The organism is Micromonospora sp. WMMD1274 (assembly GCF_049179035.1).
Lineage (GTDB): Bacteria > Actinomycetota > Actinomycetes > Mycobacteriales > Micromonosporaceae > Micromonospora > Micromonospora tulbaghiae.
Genome location: NZ_JBMHMG010000001.1, coordinates 307,315 through 324,395, shown reverse-complemented (window position 1 = coordinate 324,395; position 17,081 = coordinate 307,315). Strand labels below are relative to the sequence as shown.

At 64.7% G+C, this 17,081-nt stretch carries 14 protein-coding genes and 2 riboswitches; of the genes, 7 read left to right on the top strand and 7 right to left on the bottom strand.

All coding sequences use genetic code 11. The features are described 5' to 3' along the window. The first annotated feature begins 155 nt into the window (after nucleotides 1-155). The 7 genes from ACN27D_RS01140 to ACN27D_RS01110 all read left to right on the top strand — a co-directional run bounded on the left by ACN27D_RS01140 (nucleotide 156) and on the right by ACN27D_RS01110 (nucleotide 9,434). The gene (locus ACN27D_RS01140; RefSeq protein WP_421498285.1) at nucleotides 156-2,732 is read left to right on the top strand and encodes a collagenase; all 2,577 of its coding nucleotides are present in this window, start codon (nucleotides 156-158) and stop codon (nucleotides 2,730-2,732) included. Between the two features lie 105 nt (nucleotides 2,733-2,837). Continuing rightward, nucleotides 2,838-3,800 (top strand): LysR family transcriptional regulator, encoded by a 963-nt coding sequence (locus tag ACN27D_RS01135; protein ID WP_120569309.1) that lies wholly within the window; start codon nucleotides 2,838-2,840, stop codon nucleotides 3,798-3,800. Between the two features lie 103 nt (nucleotides 3,801-3,903). After that, nucleotides 3,904-3,992: riboswitch (glycine riboswitch) on the top strand. Further along, nucleotides 3,993-4,087: riboswitch (glycine riboswitch) on the top strand. It begins immediately after the preceding riboswitch. A 44-nt stretch (nucleotides 4,088-4,131) separates the two neighbouring features. After that, nucleotides 4,132-5,256, top strand: coding sequence for a glycine cleavage system aminomethyltransferase GcvT (gene gcvT / locus ACN27D_RS01130; RefSeq protein WP_421498284.1), 1,125 nt, complete (start codon nucleotides 4,132-4,134; stop codon nucleotides 5,254-5,256). A gap of 32 nt (nucleotides 5,257-5,288) precedes the next feature. Further along, a complete protein-coding gene (gene gcvH, locus ACN27D_RS01125; protein WP_120569311.1) occupies nucleotides 5,289-5,666 on the top strand; it encodes a glycine cleavage system protein GcvH in 378 nt (125 codons plus the stop codon). A 7-nt stretch (nucleotides 5,667-5,673) separates the two neighbouring features. Beyond that, complete coding sequence (gene glyA, locus ACN27D_RS01120) at nucleotides 5,674-6,942, top strand: serine hydroxymethyltransferase (RefSeq protein WP_120569312.1); 1,269 nt, start codon at nucleotides 5,674-5,676, stop codon at nucleotides 6,940-6,942. A gap of 90 nt (nucleotides 6,943-7,032) precedes the next feature. Then, nucleotides 7,033-7,959, top strand: coding sequence for a proline dehydrogenase family protein (locus ACN27D_RS01115; protein WP_421498283.1), 927 nt, complete (start codon nucleotides 7,033-7,035; stop codon nucleotides 7,957-7,959). Between the two features lie 104 nt (nucleotides 7,960-8,063). Further along, the gene (locus ACN27D_RS01110; protein WP_421501084.1) at nucleotides 8,064-9,434 is read left to right on the top strand and encodes an L-serine ammonia-lyase; all 1,371 of its coding nucleotides are present in this window, start codon (nucleotides 8,064-8,066) and stop codon (nucleotides 9,432-9,434) included. A gap of 101 nt (nucleotides 9,435-9,535) precedes the next feature. Here ACN27D_RS01110 and ACN27D_RS01105 read toward each other — a convergent pair whose 3' ends face one another. The 7 genes from ACN27D_RS01105 to ACN27D_RS01075 are packed head-to-tail and all read right to left on the bottom strand — an operon-like array spanning nucleotide 9,536 to nucleotide 17,022. Continuing rightward, nucleotides 9,536-10,933, bottom strand: a complete 1,398-nt coding sequence (locus tag ACN27D_RS01105) for an FAD-dependent oxidoreductase (RefSeq protein ID WP_421498282.1) — start codon at nucleotides 10,931-10,933, stop codon at nucleotides 9,536-9,538. Continuing rightward, on the bottom strand, nucleotides 10,930-11,184 hold the full coding sequence (locus ACN27D_RS01100; protein ID WP_358177650.1) for a (2Fe-2S)-binding protein: 255 nt from the start codon (nucleotides 11,182-11,184) through the stop codon (nucleotides 10,930-10,932). The genes ACN27D_RS01105 and ACN27D_RS01100 overlap by 4 nt, the downstream gene beginning before the upstream one ends. Continuing rightward, nucleotides 11,171-12,319, bottom strand: coding sequence for an NAD(P)/FAD-dependent oxidoreductase (locus ACN27D_RS01095; protein ID WP_120569317.1), 1,149 nt, complete (start codon nucleotides 12,317-12,319; stop codon nucleotides 11,171-11,173). Before ACN27D_RS01095 ends, ACN27D_RS01100 begins: the two co-directional genes overlap by 14 nt. Continuing rightward, the gene (locus ACN27D_RS01090) at nucleotides 12,316-13,731 is read right to left on the bottom strand and encodes an aminopeptidase P family protein (protein WP_358177656.1); all 1,416 of its coding nucleotides are present in this window, start codon (nucleotides 13,729-13,731) and stop codon (nucleotides 12,316-12,318) included. The genes ACN27D_RS01095 and ACN27D_RS01090 overlap by 4 nt, the downstream gene beginning before the upstream one ends. Then, nucleotides 13,728-15,134: an aldehyde dehydrogenase family protein gene (locus ACN27D_RS01085; protein ID WP_421498281.1), complete on the bottom strand. Its 1,407-nt coding sequence runs from the start codon at nucleotides 15,132-15,134 to the stop codon at nucleotides 13,728-13,730. The genes ACN27D_RS01090 and ACN27D_RS01085 overlap by 4 nt, the downstream gene beginning before the upstream one ends. Further along, nucleotides 15,131-16,132: a proline racemase family protein gene (locus ACN27D_RS01080; protein ID WP_421498280.1), complete on the bottom strand. Its 1,002-nt coding sequence runs from the start codon at nucleotides 16,130-16,132 to the stop codon at nucleotides 15,131-15,133. The genes ACN27D_RS01085 and ACN27D_RS01080 overlap by 4 nt, the downstream gene beginning before the upstream one ends. Beyond that, complete coding sequence (locus ACN27D_RS01075) at nucleotides 16,132-17,022, bottom strand: dihydrodipicolinate synthase family protein (RefSeq protein ID WP_421498279.1); 891 nt, start codon at nucleotides 17,020-17,022, stop codon at nucleotides 16,132-16,134. Before ACN27D_RS01075 ends, ACN27D_RS01080 begins: the two co-directional genes overlap by 1 nt. Nucleotides 17,023-17,081: the final 59 nt, after the last annotated feature.

Below are 17,081 nucleotides of genomic sequence, written 5' to 3'. Positions count from 1 at the left end.
TTTAGGTTTTGGCAAGGCAGGAGCCGCTCGCTCTCATCGATCCCTGTGGCCTTGTTGTGGCCGTCCGAGCCGGGTAGCTAGCGTCCACCCCCCAAGCGTCCATCGAAGCACGTAATCGCCTTCGCTGGAGCACACCTCGCCCATGAGGAGAGAGCATGTCTGGACACCTGCTGCGGCGAAGATTAGGCCAGCTGTGCGGCGCGCTCACCGCGCTGGCGCTTTCCTGTGGCGTCATGGCCGCGCCGGCGGCCGCGAACTCGACCTGGCCGGTATCTGTAAAACCGCAGATCAAGACGGCCGACGCGGTGCCTCCGGCGGCGGGCGACGGCAGCGGCCACGGGAAGGGCGACGCTGATCATGTCAGCGAGCGGTCGCTTCCCGCGCACAAGCGTCCTCCGCAGCCAGCCGCGAAGGACGCCAGCCGCGTCGACTACGACCGGCCGGCTACTCAAAAGCGCCGCGCGCGCCCGTCGGACCGCAGTGCCCGCGCGGCTGCCGCGTGCAGCACGGCAGATTTCACGAGTCGAACCGGATCGGCGCTCGTAAGCCAGATCAAAGCCTCCTCCGTCGACTGTATCAACGGCCTGTTCAGCCTTTCCGGCAGCGATGCCTACTACGCCTTCCGTGAGGCGCAGATGGTGAGCGTCGCCTACGCGGTGCGCGATGGTGCCGCTAGCTACCCTGGAAACAACTCCACCAGCATGACCCAACTCGTCCTCTACCTGCGCGCCGGCTACTACGTTCAGTGGTACGACACGAACGTGGGAACATATGGGCCCGCCCTGCAGACTGCGATCCGATCGGCCCTTGACGCCTTCTTTGCGAATTCCCGGGCGTGGGAGGTCACCGACGCCAACGGTGAAACCTTGGCGGAGGCGGTCATCCTCATCGACAGCGCCCAGGAGAATGCGCGCTATCTCTACGTGGTGAACCGGCTTCTGACGAGTTTCAACTCGTCGTACACCTCCTCGTGGTACATGACCAACGCGGTCAACAACGTGTACACGGTGCTCTTCCGCGGTCACCAGGTGCCCGCATTCGTGTCCGCTGTCCAGGCGGATCGCACAGTGCTCGACAATTTGTACAACTTCGCCAACAGGCACGCGAATCTTCTTGGGACGGACAAGAGTTACCTGACCTCGAACGCTGGCCGAGAACTCGGACGATTCTTGCAGCACGCGTCGCTCAAGCCGACGGTGCGTCCGATGGCGTTGGCGCTGCTTCAGGGAAGCAGCATGACCGGTAGGACGGCGCCGCTTTGGGTGGGCGTCGCGGAGATGACGCAGGCTTACGACGCCGCCAACTGCTCCTACTACGCCACCTGCAACCTCTCCGCCCAGTTGACGAACGCCGTCCTGAAGATCAACTACACCTGCAGCTCATCGATCAAAATCGTCGCACAGGACATGACGTCAGCTCAGCTGAGCGAATCCTGCGCCAGCCTGAAGGGCCAAGACGCCTACTTCCATAACATGGTTGCCGATAGCGGGCCCGTCGCGGGTGATGTCAACGACGACATTGAGGTGGTTGTCTTCGACTCGAGCACTGACTACCAGACCTACGCGGGCGCCATCTACGGCATCGACACCAATAACGGCGGCATGTACCTGGAGGGCAACCCCTCGGACCCCAACAACCAGGCCAGATTTATCGCCTACGAAGCCGAGTGGGTTCGGCCAACCTTCCAAATCTGGAACCTCAACCACGAGTACACCCATTACCTCGATGGTCGGTTCAACATGTACGGCGACTTCAGCGCCAACATCGCTACGCCTACTATCTGGTGGATCGAAGGCTTCGCCGAGTACGTCTCTTACTCCTACCGGAACGTCACCTACACCAGCGCGCAGACCCAGGCAGGTAATCACACGTACACGCTTCGTACCCTGTTCGACACCACCTACAATAACGACCAGACGCGCATCTACAACTGGGGTTATCTCGCCGTGCGGTACATGATGCAATCGCACCGGCAGGACATGACGACCGTCCTCGGCTACTACCGGTCGGGCGCCTTCAACGCCGCACGCACGTACCTGACCAGCACCATCGGCACGCGCTACAACGCCGACTTCGACGCCTGGCTGACTCGTTGCGCGGTCGGTGACTGCGGTGGAGGCACGACTCCGCCTCCCACCAATCAGCCGCCGACCGCCTCCTTCAGCGTCGTGACCAGCGGACTGACCGCCAGCTTCACCGACCGGTCTACAGATGCCGACGGCAGCATTGCCTCCCGGCAGTGGAGCTTCGGTGACGGAAGCACTTCGTCGGCCACCAACCCGAGCAAAACCTACGCGGCGGCTGGCACCTACACGGTCTCCCTGACGGTCACCGACAACCAAGGAGCGACTGCGAAATCCTCTCAGACGATCTCGGTCTCGGCGGGTGGAGGAAGCACTCTGCCGGAGTGCACCGGTGCGGATACACGCACCCTCGACCGTAACTGTCAGCGCAGCGGGCGCTCCGCAACGGCCGGCAACTACGACTACCTCTACATCTACCTGCCTGCGGGTGTCAGCACCCTCACTGTTGGCGTGGTCGGCGGCACGGGCAACTGCGATCTCTACTACAGCCCGTCCAGTTGGGCCACCATCAGCAACGCTACCCGCTCCTCGACCGGTGCCGGCAATGACGAGTCTCTGGCCATCGCCAGTCCGGCCGCCGGCTACCACTACATCAGCCTGTATGGGAAGACCTCCTGCGCGGGCGCAACGATAAGTACCCGCTACTGAACCAACCGTGACGAATGCAGGCGCGCCGCCCGATCGGGAGACCGGGCGGCGCGCCCGCTTGACCTGCCGCCGAACCTGCCCGCCGCCGCGTGCATAATCTCGGTCATGGGCATCGATGTGCGCCACCTGCGGGCGATCAGTGCCATTGCAGAGGCCGGAAGCGTGACGGGTGCCGCCGCCCTCCTGGGCATGTCGCAGCCAGCGCTGACGGCGCAGGTGCATCGGATTGAGAAGATGCTCGGAGGCCCGCTGTTCGTCCGTAGCCGCAGCGGCATGCACCCGACCGAGCTTGGCAAGCAGGTGCTCCGGCGTGCCCACGTCGTGCTGGCAGAGGTGGATGCGCTTGTTGAGGATTTCGGCGACCGGCACCCCATCCCTGGTCTGCTGCGGATCGGAACCGTTCACATCGCATGCGCGGGGAGTCTCGTGCGCCGCATTGCGGAGGTGTTCCCGGATCCGGAGATTGCGCTGCAGATCGAGCCGTCCTCGCGGCTGTTGGTAGAGGCGCTTAACCGCGGCCAGCTAGATGCCGCGTTGCTAGGCATCCTCGAGGGTTTTGAGGTGCCGATCGGCCCGACACTCACTGCTCGGCCGCTGGTGCCCCGCTACCCGATCTTCGTCGCCATGTCCGCATCTCACCCGCAGGCCCGCCGAGAGCAGGTGAAATTGGCTGACCTTCGAGACGAATCCTGGGTGTGCCCGCCAGGACCGGACGACGGCTCTCTCGCCTCATTGCGGCGAGCCTGTCGGGCGGCGGGCTTTGAGCCGAAGATCCGGTACGAGGCGCCGAGCGGTGCCGCGCACCCGTTGGTGGCAGCCGGAGACGGAGTTCGGCTGGTCGACCCGTCCTGGGCTCCGGCTGCGGGGACTCGGGTGCTGCCCCTGCAGGGCGAGCCGCAGCTGCTGGCAAGACTGGTGGTGGTCTGGCGGCGTGATGCTCTGACGAACGAGCAGAGCTCCGTGCTGTTCCGTGCCGTCGGTCGAGCCTACCTAGATCACGTGCACGACAACCCCGCCTTCGCTCAGTGGTGGCAGGATAACCCCCATGCTCACCACATGGTGCAGTAGGCGTGAGGACTCGGCCGCCGACCGAGCACTGGGCTGGATGATGTTGACGTGGTGCACGCCATCGCCTAACCTGCGATAGGTTCATAACTACATAGGCACCATTCGAACCTGCGCGGGAGAGCCTCCGTCATGCGGAGCGCCGAAGGAGCAAACTCCCAAGAAACTCTCAGGCCCCATTACCGCGCGGGCAAGGTGAACTCTGGAAAGCAGACGACCATTCGTCTCACCCACGGTGCAAGCCGCTGCCCCAGCGGTGAAGCTCTCAGGTCAATGACAGAGCGGGAGGCCCCCAACCGTTCGACGCCCGTGCGTCGAGACGAGGAGAGCCTCCATGCACGACGGTCCCGCGAACCTGCTTCGCTCACCGCTGCACGCCCTGCATGTAGCGCTCGGCGCGCGATTTACCGAGTTCAGCGGCTGGTGGATGCCGCTCCGCTACGGAAGCGAAATCGCGGAGCATCGGATTGTACGTGAACAGGCCGGCCTCTTCGACCTCAGTCATATGGGCCAGCTTGAGGTTGCGGGTCCCGAAGCCGCCTCGGCCCTAGACTATGCCCTGGTCGGCCACCTCTCAGCGATGCAAGTCGGCGGCGCCCGTTACACCATGCTCTGCGAGGCGACGGGCGGCGTGTTGGACGACCTCGTCGCCTATCGCCTCGCATCCGACCGGTATCTGCTAGTCGTCAACGCCGTCAACACGCGAACCGCGTATCAGGCACTGAAGGACCGCTGCGCACACTACGCGGCCGCAGTCACCGACCGGACCAATGAGCGGGCCATCATCGCCGTGCAGGGTCCACGTGCCGCCGCTGTCGTAGAAGGCCTGACCGATACCGCGGTCAACGATCTCCGCTACTACACCGCAACAACGTCGACCATCCATGGTCGCCCAACGTTGGTCGCTCGCACCGGATATACCGGGGAGGACGGCTTCGAGCTGCTCGTCGATGCTAAGGACGCTTCTGGCATCTGGACACTGGCACTTGCAGCCGGACGACGCCACGGCCTGTCGCCGACAGGGCTGGCCTGCCGCGACTCGCTCCGCATCGAGGCCGGAATGCCGCTGTACGGCTCCGAAATCGATCGAGAAGCAACCCCCTTTGACGCCGGACTGGGACGGGTGGTTTCCTTCGACAAAGCTGGCGACTTCGTCGGGCGGGCCGCGCTGATGGAGGTGCGCAAGGCAGGGGCAGCGCGCCGACTCGTGGGTCTCGTCACCGCTGGACAAAGAGTTCCACGCGCAGGCCATCAGGTCGTAACGCTGACCGACGTCGGCCTGGGCGAGCCTGTTGGCATCGTCACCAGCGGTATCCCTTCGCCGGTGCTGAAACGACCGGTCGCGATGGCCAGCATCCAATCCAGCACTGATGAGAAAGCACGCTTTGCCGTGATCATCCGGGGAACCGCCGAGCCGGTCCAGATTACCCCCCTTCCCTTCTACCGCCGTCCGCGGTGACCCGCGGCCAGAACTCACGAGGACACAGCGATATGAACGTGCCGAAGCATCTCAGGTACAGCATCAACCACGAATGGGTCAACGAGTCCGTCGATCCGGCAGAGGTGGGAATCACCGCGTTTGCAGCCACCGCGCTCGGAGATGTGATCTATGTGGAGTTGCCTGAGCCGGGAAACCACCTGACTGCTGGCGACGCATGCGGAGAAGTAGAGTCCACGAAATCGGTGGCCGAGTTGTATCTGCCCGTCAGCGGTGAGGTCGTTGCCGTCAACGAGGAGGTTCTCGCAGATCCGAGTCTTATCGGTGCCGACCCGTACGGCAAAGGCTGGCTCGTGCGCGTTCGGCTAGCGGAGGCGCCACCACTGATGTCCTCGGATGAATACCTCGCCTTCTGCAACGAGTCTCGGTAGGTAGAAAATGGCATCCTTCGACGACGACCTAGCCGACCTCGATCCGGCGATCGCTGAAGCGGTGGCCGGCGAACTGCGGCGTCAGCAAGAGAGCCTGGGCATGATCGCATCGGAGAACTTAGCGCCCCGAGCGGTCCTCCAGGCGCAGGGATCGGTCCTCACCAACAAGTACGCGGAGGGGTACCCCGGGCGGCGTTACTACAGTGGATGCGAGTACATCGACGATATTGAACGCCTGGCAACTGAGCGAGTCAAGCGTTTGTTTGCTGCCACATATGCCAATGTGCAACCACACTCCGGATCTCAGGCAAACGCCGCGGTCATGGCTGCGCTGCTCAAACCGGGCGATACCATTCTCGGGCTGGACCTTGCCCACGGGGGCCATTTGACACATGGCATGCGCATCAACTACTCGGGCCGGCTGTACCGGGCCGTGAGCTATCACGTGAACGTAACCGATTGCTTGGTCGACATGGATGAGGTCGAAGAGTTGGCACGGGAGCACCGACCGAAGATGCTCATCGCTGGCTGGTCGGCTTACCCTAGAACGCTCGACTTCGCTCGGTTCCGGCGAATTGCCGACGAGGTGGGAGCTCTACTTCTCGTAGACATGGCACATTTCGCTGGCCTGGTGGCGGCTAGGCTGCATCCCAACCCGGTGCCTCATGCACACGTCGTCACTCTGACCACGCACAAGACCCTCGGCGGCCCCCGAGGTGGCGCGATCCTTAGCGCGGACCCCGACATGGCGCGGCGGCTAGACTCTGCTGTTTTCCCAGGCCAGCAAGGTGGTCCGCTGGCGCACGTCGTGGCGGCGAAAGCGGTTGCATTCCGGATCGCCAGCGACCCGCAGTTTCAAGACCAGCAGCGGCGTGCCCTAACGGGAGCGAAAATCGTTGCTGATCGGCTCAACGCTGCCGACATGTTGAAGGCCGGCATCCGTGTGGTCACCGGAGGCACCGACGTGCATCTGGTGCTGGTCGACCTAAGCCAGGCGAACCTCGACGGGGCGCAGGCTGAGCGGCTGCTGCAGAACGTTGGCATCACTGTCAACCGCAACGCCGTGCCCTTTGACCCACGTCCACCTATGGTCACCTCCGGGCTGCGGATCGGCACGTCAGGACTGGCCGCTCGCGGGTTTTCTGACGCCGATTTTACGGAAGTAGCTGACATCATCGCTGCCACTTTGGTCAGTGCGGAGGCAGGTGCAGCACTGCGCACGCGAGTCGCTCGCCTCGTGGATCGTCACCCGCTCTATTCCGGGCGAGCGTTCTGACCACACGCCTACGCGGCCGCCCATGGTGGTGTCGTCGCCTCGTCGTTCGCTGTCACCATTCGGTAGCAGGGGATCAGGAAGGAAAGTGGGTTGCCTAATAAGCTGTTGCTTATGGCCGCTGCCAGTGATCGCCTTCGAGGAATCATCGCCGGATCCTCTCTGGGAAGGGGGGTGGCACGCCGCTTTGTCGCCGGCGAGGTTGACGACGAGGTGATCGTGGTGGCACGGCGAATCATCAACTCCGGAATGCAGGTGACGATCGACCATCTCGGCGAAGGCGCGGCGACAGCCGAGCAGGCCACTGCAGTACGCGATGCATACCTCAGTCTGCTTCCCGGACTGCGGATGCCCGGCATGGCTGAGGTATCGGTGAAGCTGTCAGCGCTTGGTAGCGCATTGCCAAATAACGGACGCACGCATGCCTATCAGTTGACTCGGGATATCTGCGCCGCCGCTGCTGCCGTGGATGCCACAGTGACCATCGACATGGAAGATCACACGACCGTTGACCTGACGCTGTCCGTGCTGAACGACTTGCGCGCCGAGTTTCCCTGGGTGGGGGTGGCACTGCAGGCATGTCTGCATCGCACACTGGCGGACTGCCGGCGCCTGGCGGTCGCGGGAAGTCGGGTCCGCCTGGTCAAGGGAGCCTATGCGGAGCCGTCCTCGGTGGCTTACGTGAATCGTCCACAAATCGACCAGGCATTTGATCGTTGTCTGCAGGTCCTGATGGAAGGTGAGGGCTATCCCATGGTGGCGACCCACGACCCTCGCCTCATCGAAAGGGCCGTTCATCATGCCCGGAGCGCGGGCCGGGGCATCACGGATTTCGAATTCCAGATGCTGTATGGCATTCGCACCAATGAACAGAGGCGGCTAGCGGAAGAGGGGTACCGGGTGCGGGTCTACCTGCCCTACGGACGTGATTGGTACGCTTACTTCACGCGCAGGCTGGCCGAAAAGCCTGCGAATCTTCTCCTCTTGGCTCGCTCCTTCAAGCCCGGCGCGGCCAACTGAAGAAGGAAGTAGTTCGATGCCGGCCACGGTGCAGAGTCGAGAGCCATAAGCGAAGCGGCCCAGGATGTGTAAACGATAGCGGCGACGACAGGAGCACGATCGTGATGATCAGTGTTTTCGATCTTTTCAGCGTCGGTATCGGGCCGTCCAGCTCGCACACCGTCGGGCCGATGCGGGCCGCCCGTACGTTCGTGGCGGGCCTGAAGGCCGACGGGCAGCTCGCCGACGTGGCGCGGGTACGGGCGGAGCTGTTCGGCTCGCTCGGCGCGACCGGTCACGGGCACGGCAGCGACCGGGCGGTGCTGCTGGGGCTGGAGGGCGAGGCTCCGGAGACCGTCGACACCGACTCGGTCGGGCCGCGTGTGGAGCGGATCCGCACCCAGCGGCGGCTCGACCTGTTCGGCAGCCAGGGGATCGACTTCGACCCGGACGCGGATCTGGTGCTGCATCGCCGGCGCTCGCTGCCGTACCACCCGAACGGGATGACGTTCGCGGCGTACGACGCGGCCGGGAACGAGGTGCGGTCGCGCACGTACTACTCGGTCGGCGGCGGGTTCGTGGTGGACGAGGCGGCGGCCGGGGCGGACCGGATCAAGGCGGACAGCACCCGGGTGAAGCACCCCTTCCTCACCGGCGCGGAACTGCTCGAGGTCACCACCGGCACCGGGCTGTCGATCAGCGAGGTAATGCTCGCCAACGAGCTGTCCTGGCGCAGCGAGGCGGACGTACGGGCGGGGCTGCTGGAGATCTGGCGGGTGATGCGCGAGTGCGTGGAGAACGGCTGCACCCGTGACGGCGTACTCCCGGGCGGGTTGAAGGTCCGGCGGCGCGCGGCCGAGATGCGGCGCAGCCTGGAGGCGGAGACCGGCAGCCAGGATCCGCTGCGCGCGATGGACTGGGTGACGCTGTTCGCGCTGGCGGTCAACGAGGAGAACGCGGCCGGCGGGCGGGTGGTCACCGCGCCGACGAACGGCGCCGCCGGGATCATCCCGGCCGTGCTGCACTACTACACCCGGTTCGTGCCCGGCGCCTCCGAGGAGGGCGTGGTCCGGTTCCTGCTCGCGGCGGGCGCGATCGGCGTGCTGTTCAAGGAGAACGCGTCGATCTCCGGGGCCGAGGTGGGCTGCCAGGGCGAGGTGGGTTCGGCGTGCTCGATGGCGGCGGCCGGTCTGGCCGAGGCGCTCGGCGGCACGCCGGAGCAGGTGGAGAACGCCGCCGAGATCGGCATGGAGCACAACCTGGGGCTGACCTGCGACCCGGTGGGCGGCCTGGTGCAGATCCCGTGCATCGAGCGCAACGCGGTGGCGAGCATCAAGGCGATCACCGCGGCCCGGCTGGCGTTGCGCGGCGACGGGGTGCACCACGTGTCGCTGGACAAGGTCATCAAGACCATGCGGGAGACCGGCGCGGACATGAAGGTCAAGTACAAGGAGACCGCGCGCGGCGGGCTCGCCGTCAACGTGATCGAGTGCTGAGACGGATCGCGCAGAGCCGGAGTATCCGCCAAGCGTCCCGGGTCCAGCTCGTCAAACGGTTTTGGGTGGCAACCACTGGCTGCTGACGCACCGCCGCGAAGTCAGTCCAAACCGGCGCGTTGGTTGCCCGCGAGGTCGGCGAGTGTGATCGGCTGCATCAGCGGGCGAGAAGCGTGGCCGGCTAGATCTGGCAAGCCCGGCGGCCGGGACGCCTCCCGGGCGGTCAGGCAGGCTGTGGCATAGCCACAGATCCGTCCTTGACACCACCCCATTCCAGCTCGCGTCAACAGCTTCGTGCCTCGGGCATCGGCAGCAGACATTTCACGCATCGCCTGCCGGACAGTGCCGACTGACACCTCCTCGCAGCGGCAGACGAGCGTGTCGTCATCGCAAAGATCGGGCCAGTACGGGGGCATGGGATGGACTGCGTGAAGCGCCGCGGCGAAACGCCGTAAACGGTGCCGGTTCCGCATCAATCTATTGCGTCGGCCTGTAGGAAGCGGGGCTGCACGACCGAGAGAACGGGCAACCGCGTCACCGGCCAGGTGCCCTTCCACCAGCGCCAGCTTAGCCCCGCCGACTCCGGTCACCTCGCCCGCGGCGTATACGCCCACCACCGACGTTGCTTGATCCGGCGAGACCTTCACCACGAGGTTGCCGTCGTGGCCTAGGTGTGTCGCGCATCCGAGGGCCACGGCCATCTCAAGCTGAGGTGTGAATCCGAAGCCGACAGCGAGGCCGTCGCAGTCGATGCGGAGCTCGCTCCCGGGCACGACGGTTCCCTGGCTGATTGCTGCGACGGTCACGCCAGTGAGCTGCTCGCTGCCGTGCGCGGCCACCACTGCCCTCCGGCGGTGGTACGGCACCCGGCGCCGTAGCATTCGCCAGCCGTACCGGCTGGCCTCGGTTAACTTGCTGGCTGCGCCGAGAACTGCACGGACGTGCCGCCCATATTGGAGAGGATCGTTTGCTTCGTATACGCCGGCCACGGTGGCGCCCGCGTCGGCTAGACCGGTGGCGACCGGCAATAGGAATGGTCCGGTGCCTGCCACGACGACGCGTCGCGCGAACACCACCCCCTGGCCCTTCAGCAAGGCTTGAGCTCCGCCAGCCGTGACTACCCCCGGCAGATCCCATCCAGGGAAGGGCACAACCCGGTCGTAGGCGCCGGTGGCGATGACGAGTCTGCGGCCGAGCACGACCGTTGAGCGGGTATGGAGGAAGAACAGCGGACCGTTGTCATCTGGTTGAGACTCGACGAACCATACTGCCGCATCTGAGTAGTGGTCGACGCCTTCAAGCTGTACGCGCAGCCCGGCAAACAGCGATCCATCCTGGTAGCTCCGAGCGTCCGCCTCCGTCCGATGCCGCCAGTACTGTCCGCCTTGTCGTAACCCAGCGTCCAGTATGGCGACCCGGCAGCCGGCATCGGTTGCCGTAACCGCCGCGGCCATACCGGCCGGCCCCGCACCAACTACCACTAAGTCATACGTGCTCATGGGCCCTCCCGCAGCTCGTCCTGAGGTTCGATCACGTCACCCTGCTGAGCTACGACCAGACAGGCTCGCTGCGACGGCACACCGTTGACTCTGACAAGACAGTCGAAGCACACGCCGATGCCGCAGAAAACGCCCCGAGGTCGGCTTCCTATACGGGTGCTTCGCCAAGAACGGATGCCGGCGGCGAGCAGGGCCGCAGCGACGCTCTGCTGCTCCTCCGCAGGAATCGGGCGGCCGTCAAAGGTGAACATAGTGACGCTCCGGTGCGAACGGCCTGAGATCGACGTGCGGGCAACTCCCGGTCAGAAGGGCGGCGATGGCGTGCCCGGTCGCGGGGGCGAGTCCGATACCTGCCCCCTCGTGGCCAGCTGCATGGTAAAGCCCTGGAACGGTCGGATCCGCGCCGATGGTGGGTAGATGGTCCGGACTGTAAGGCCGAAAACCTCGATAGGCACGGATCGCGGATACGCCGCCGAGGATGGGGAACAGGCCGATTGCTCCTGCGGCAAGCTTTCTGATCGCCCGCAATGACATGGTCGGATTGAAGCCGACATGCTCCCGGCTGGAGCCGATCAAGATCGTGCCCGCCCGGGTCCCTTCGACTACGGGCGAGATCTGCAGGTCGGCGGTGCTGCGCTCGACATTTGCGACGTAATCGGCGGCGTAGACCTTGTGCCGTACGAGCGCCGGCAGCGGCTGGGTGACGAGGACGAAGCCACGACGAGGCAAGACCGGCAGCTCAGCCCCGGCCGCCGCCGCGACTTCGCCAGCCCACACGCCAGCAGCATTCACTACCGCTCTCGTGGAGAGCAGCCCACGATCAGTCCGCACACCTCGAATTGCCCCGGCCGCGTCGCGGACGAAATCTACTACCCGGGTGCCGGTCAGCACCGTCACCCCGGCTGTACGGAGCAGGTGAGCTGCGGCGAGCATCGGCTGGACCTGCATATCTTGCGGGTAATGCATCGCGCCGGCGAGATGCGAGGCCAGGTGTGGTTCGTAGATGGGCAGTTCGTGGGATGCGACATAACGCGCATCGACCCCGGCAGCGCGCTGGCGCTCGGCGAACGCTTTCAGGGCGTTGAGCTCTGTCGCGGACGCCGCCACCACCAGTCCGCCCTTGTTTTCCAGTTCGATCTGTGCTTTGCCTAAGGCCTCGCCTAGTTCATCCCACAGCTCGGCCGAATGAAGCGCTAGGGAGAGTTCCGGGCCAGGCGCTTTGTCAGAAAGGAGGATGTTTCCCTCTCCTGCGCCGGTGGTGCCCGATGCGACGCCAGCGCGGTCCACCACGGTCACTGTCAGACCGGCCCGAGCCGCATAGTAGGCGCAGGCAGCACCGGTCATCCCGGCACCGACGACCACGATGTCCGCGCCGGCCTCGGTCACGATGACACCCGATGCATCCAGGTTTCGATATCGTCGGGCTGCCGAGGTAGCTCGGAGGAGAGGATTCGGTAGCCGTCCTCAGTGATGACAACGTCTTCTTCGATTCGCATCCCAATCCCGCGTAGCTCGGCCGGGATCAACTCGTCGTCGGGTTGGAAGTACAGGCCAGGTTCAACAGTCAACACCTGACCTGCCTTTAGTTGTCCTTGCAGATAGCTGCCAGCGCGAGCAGCGGCGCAGTCGTGGACGTCCAGGCCGAGCATGTGCCCTGATCCACATAGCGTCCATCGCCGGTAGAGGCCGGACTTCTCAGTAAGGGCACGTTCTGCCGGCACGGGCAGCACGCCTAGGTCCGCGAGGCCGTGCGCCAGCACAGTCATCGCCGCCCGATGGAACTCACGCCACTCCATGCCTGGTTTGAGGCAATCCATAGCGGCATCGTTTGCTTTGAGGCACAGCTCGTAAAGATCGCGCTGAAGTGGACTGAACCGGCCGGAGACCGGTAGGACGCGTGTGATGTCCGCCGTGTAGAGGGACCGTGTCTCGGCGCCTGCATCCAGCAGCAGCAGGTCCCCGTCACGAACCGGACCGTCGTTGTCGATCCAGTGCAGCGTTGCTGCGTGTGCGCCCGCGGCCACGATGGAGTGGTATCCGACGTCGTTGCCCTCCAGGCGTGCGCGCTGCCAGAACACCCCCTCTAGGTAGCGCTCAGAGGTGCGCTTTGCCATCGGCAGCGCCCTTACCACGTCTTCAAAGCCGCGGGTGGTGATAGCTACCGCCTCTTCCAGCTGGCGGATCTCCCACGCGTCCTTCACCAGTCGCAGCTCATCCAGTACCGCAGCGAACTCCGCGTCGCCCGGTGCGGCCGCATTTGCTGTTAGCCGGTCCACGTGTACGTCGACGTCACGTAGAACGCGGGTGGCAACGCCGTTCCCGGCCAAGGCAGGCGGCAGTTCGGCCAGATGGTGTGTGGCGATGGCCAGCCGACGTTCGCTCTCTCCCAAGGAGGGCCGGCGTCCGGCCCATAGCTCCCCGTACACGCGGTCACGAAAGAACTCGGGCGTGCTCCGGTCGGAGCGAGGTCGGAGGAAGAGGCTTGCCTCGCCGTCCGGCTCGATGACCAGGACCCCGTCCGACGACTGATCACCCGTCAGCCATACGTAGGCCGAGTGCGGTCGGAATCGGTAGTGTTGATCGTTGGAGCGTCTTTTGAAGCTTCCTGCCGGAACAATGAGCCGTTCTCCGGGGAAGCGGTCGTGTAGCTGTCTCCGCCGGGCGACGGCCCAGATGGCAACCTCGTCGGCAGCCGTATGGTATTGCTCGCTGTCTGCCCAGCCCGAGAGCATGAACTCCTCCAACGCGGGGCTGACTGGTAGGTCGTGGCTACCAGTGTTTAGATCGACCCGAGTCATGAGGCCTCCTCAGCAGAGGTGAGCGGGGGAGTGGCGAAGGTGACGGTATGCAACGAGGTATAGAAGTCCAAGGCCGCCGTACCCTGTTCTCGTGGGCCGTGGCTGGACGCCTTTTCGCCGCCGAACGGCGCGTGGAAGTCCACCCCTGTGGTAGGTGCGTTGACCCGGATTAGGCCTGTGTCGATGGCCTTGGTCAGTTCGAACAGCCGGCCGATGTCGCGGCCGTGCACGGATGTGACCAACCCGAATCGAACACTGTTGGCCAAGAATGCGGCCGCGCGGACATTTGGCACTGCAAAGATCGTGGCTACTGGCCCGAATGTCTCCTCGCACGCGACCGAGTGGCCAGGGTCGACCGAGTCGAGCAGCGTTGGCGCTACATAGAAGCCGTCCCTGGTGGCGATGTCATTGGTGAGAACCCGGCCGCCTGCAGCGCGTGCCGCGGTGACGGCGTCGAGCACTCGGTGACGTGCGGCTTCGGTGATGACAGGACCGACGACGACGTCGACATTCGTCGGGTCGCCGACGCGCAGCGCCGCCACTGCCGCCACCAGAGCTTCGGTAAATACAGCGGCGTCCCCCACCACGATAATTCGCCGGGTGGCGGTGCACTTCTGCCCCGCGTACCCCATCGCGGCACCAGCAAGCATGATGGCGGTGGTGGCAGGGTCGGCGTCGGGCAGCACGACAGCGGCGTTCTGCCCGCCCATCTCGGCCTGAACCGGCAGTCCGCCTTGAGTAGCGGCGGCCACGACCTTCCTACCGACCGACTCGGAGCCGGTGAAAGAGGCGACATCGGCCGCTTGGATCACCGCCTGGCCGGTGTCCGCCCCACCCGGAACGACATGTAGCAGGTTGGCGGGAAGCAGCCCGTCGAACAGCTGCTGCACCAGATTGCCGCAGGCTAGGGCGCTCGGCGATGGTTTGAGCAGCACGCCGTTTCCGGCTGCGAGGGCTGGTGCGGCCTTCCATACCGGAATGGCCAGCGGGAAGTTCCACGGAGTTACGAGACCAGCCACACCTCGCGGTCGGCGTTCGGTGAACAGGAGGCCGGGCTGATTTGCTGGCAGCGTCGGTGCCAGCAGTTCGCCGGTCGGCGCGAAGCATGACTGGGCGTAGTAGTCCAGGATGGCAGCGGCCCGGCTGACCTCGGCGCGCGCCTCCATTACCGGCTTACCCACCTCACGGACGATGAGGGCGGTCGCTTCGTCCGCCCGGGTTCTCAATCGGTCGGCCGCACCACGCAGGGCAGCGGCACGACTGGAGGGATCTTGGCGACGCCACGTGAGTTGCGCGGCTCGCACCCTGCCAGCTAGAACCTGCACGTGTTCAGGGGTAACCGGGACTCGTTCTTCGACGATGTCGTCTGGGTTCTGTGGGGAACGGCTCTGAATGAGGGTCATAGCATAAATCCCGCAGGGAAAGGGTCGTCTGGGTCGAGGAAGAACTGGGCGGTGCCAGTGAGCCATGCTCGTCCTGTTACGGTCGGTACCACCGCGGGCCGACCACCGACCGTGGTGGTCTCTACCAGCCGACCGGTGAATCGAGTACCGATAATTGACTCGTTAATGAAATCTTGGCCGAGGGGAAGCAGTCCACGGGCATGCAACTGAGCCATCCTTGCTGACGTGCCGGTGCCACATGGGGATCGGTCGAACCAGCCAGGATGGATAGCCATGGCATGCCGGGAAAGCCGAGCGGTTGCTCCCTCCGCAGCTAGGTAGACGTGATGGCATCCGGAAATGTGAGGCTGCTCCGGATGGACGGGGCGGGCGGTATCGTTCACGCCCTTCATGATTGCGAGGGCGACGTCCAGTAACCGGTTCTTGTCGGTGTGGTCCAGTCGCAGTCCCAACTCCGGCAGGTCGACAATCGCGTAAAAGTTTCCACCGAACGCGAGGTCGTAGCGCACCCGTCCGTATCCGGGAATGTCTACCACGGCGTCCTGTTCCGTCAGGAATGAAGGGACGTTCTGGATCGTAACGTCCGTGGCGCGCCCCTGTGCCACCGTGACGGATGCAACCACTAGCCCTGCTGGAGTGTCGAGGCGGATAGTCGTGGAAGGCTCTGTCGCCGGAACCATGCCGGTCTCCACCAGCACGGTCGCCACACCGATTGTGCCGTGCCCACACATCGGCAGGCACCCGGATACCTCAACATAGACCACCCCGAAGTCGGCATCGGGGCGGGTGGGTGGCTGCAAGATCGCCCCGGACATAGCGGAGTGTCCACGTGGCTCGTACATCAAGAATGTTCGGAGGTCGTCGCGGTGGTTCATCAGGTATTCGCGACGTTGCGCCATGGTGTTTCCGGGGAGGAGTGGCGCCCCTCCGGTCACCACCCTGGTGGGCATTCCCTCAGTGTGGGAGTCAACGACATGGATGACGCGGGTGCTGCGCATCAGCGGTGTCCTGCTGCGAGTAGCCGTTCGGTCGTAGCGCGGATCTTCGCAGCGTCCGTCGGTGCCAGTGGCTGCCGTGGCTGACGTGCGAGGCCACCAGTGCGACCGGCGACGTCCATTGAGAGCTTGATCGCCTGAACGAACTCGGTGCGCGAGTCCCACCGCAACAGTGGGTGAAGCGCCTTGTAAAGCAGTACAGCGGTCCTGAGGTCACCCGCAACCGCGGCCTCGTAGAGCCGGACGCAGCTTGCCGGAATGGCGTTTTGGTAGCCGCCGATCCATCCCACTGCCCCTGCAATCAGAAACTCAAGTGCGACATCATCCGCGCCGGCCAGGATGTCGAGGCCAGGCGCTGCCTCCGCGATCTGGTAAGCGCGGCGGACGTCGCCGCTGAACTCCTTGACCGCGACGATTAGACCCTCCTCGTGCAGACGCTGCAGGAGAGTAGGGGACAAATCCACCTTGGTGTCCAGAGGATTGTTGTAGGCGACGATCGGCAGGCCAACCTTCGCCACCTCGCGGTAATGGGCCAGTACGGCTGTTTCGTCGGCGCGGTACGCAGTAGGCGGCAGCAGCATTACGGCCGCGCAGCCCTCCTCCGCGGCCTGCTCGGTCCATCGGCGGGCTTCGTCGGCGCCGTAGGCGGACACGCCTGGCACTACCGCGCATCCGCGGGGGACGGACTGCACGGCTGTGCGTACCACAGCCGCTCGTTCCTCGACGCTAAGCACTTGGTACTCGCCGAGGGAGCCGTTAGGGACAACGCCATGGCAACCGTTGTCGGCGAGCCATCCGACGTGCGCGGCGTAAGCGCCGAGGTCGATGCTTTGGTCGGGGGCGAACGGTAGAGCGGTCGCCACGAGCACTCCGCGCCACGGCATCTTTTCCATGCGGCCTCCATCAGTAATATGTTACATACTACATTAGCGCTGTTGAGGATCCCGTCAAG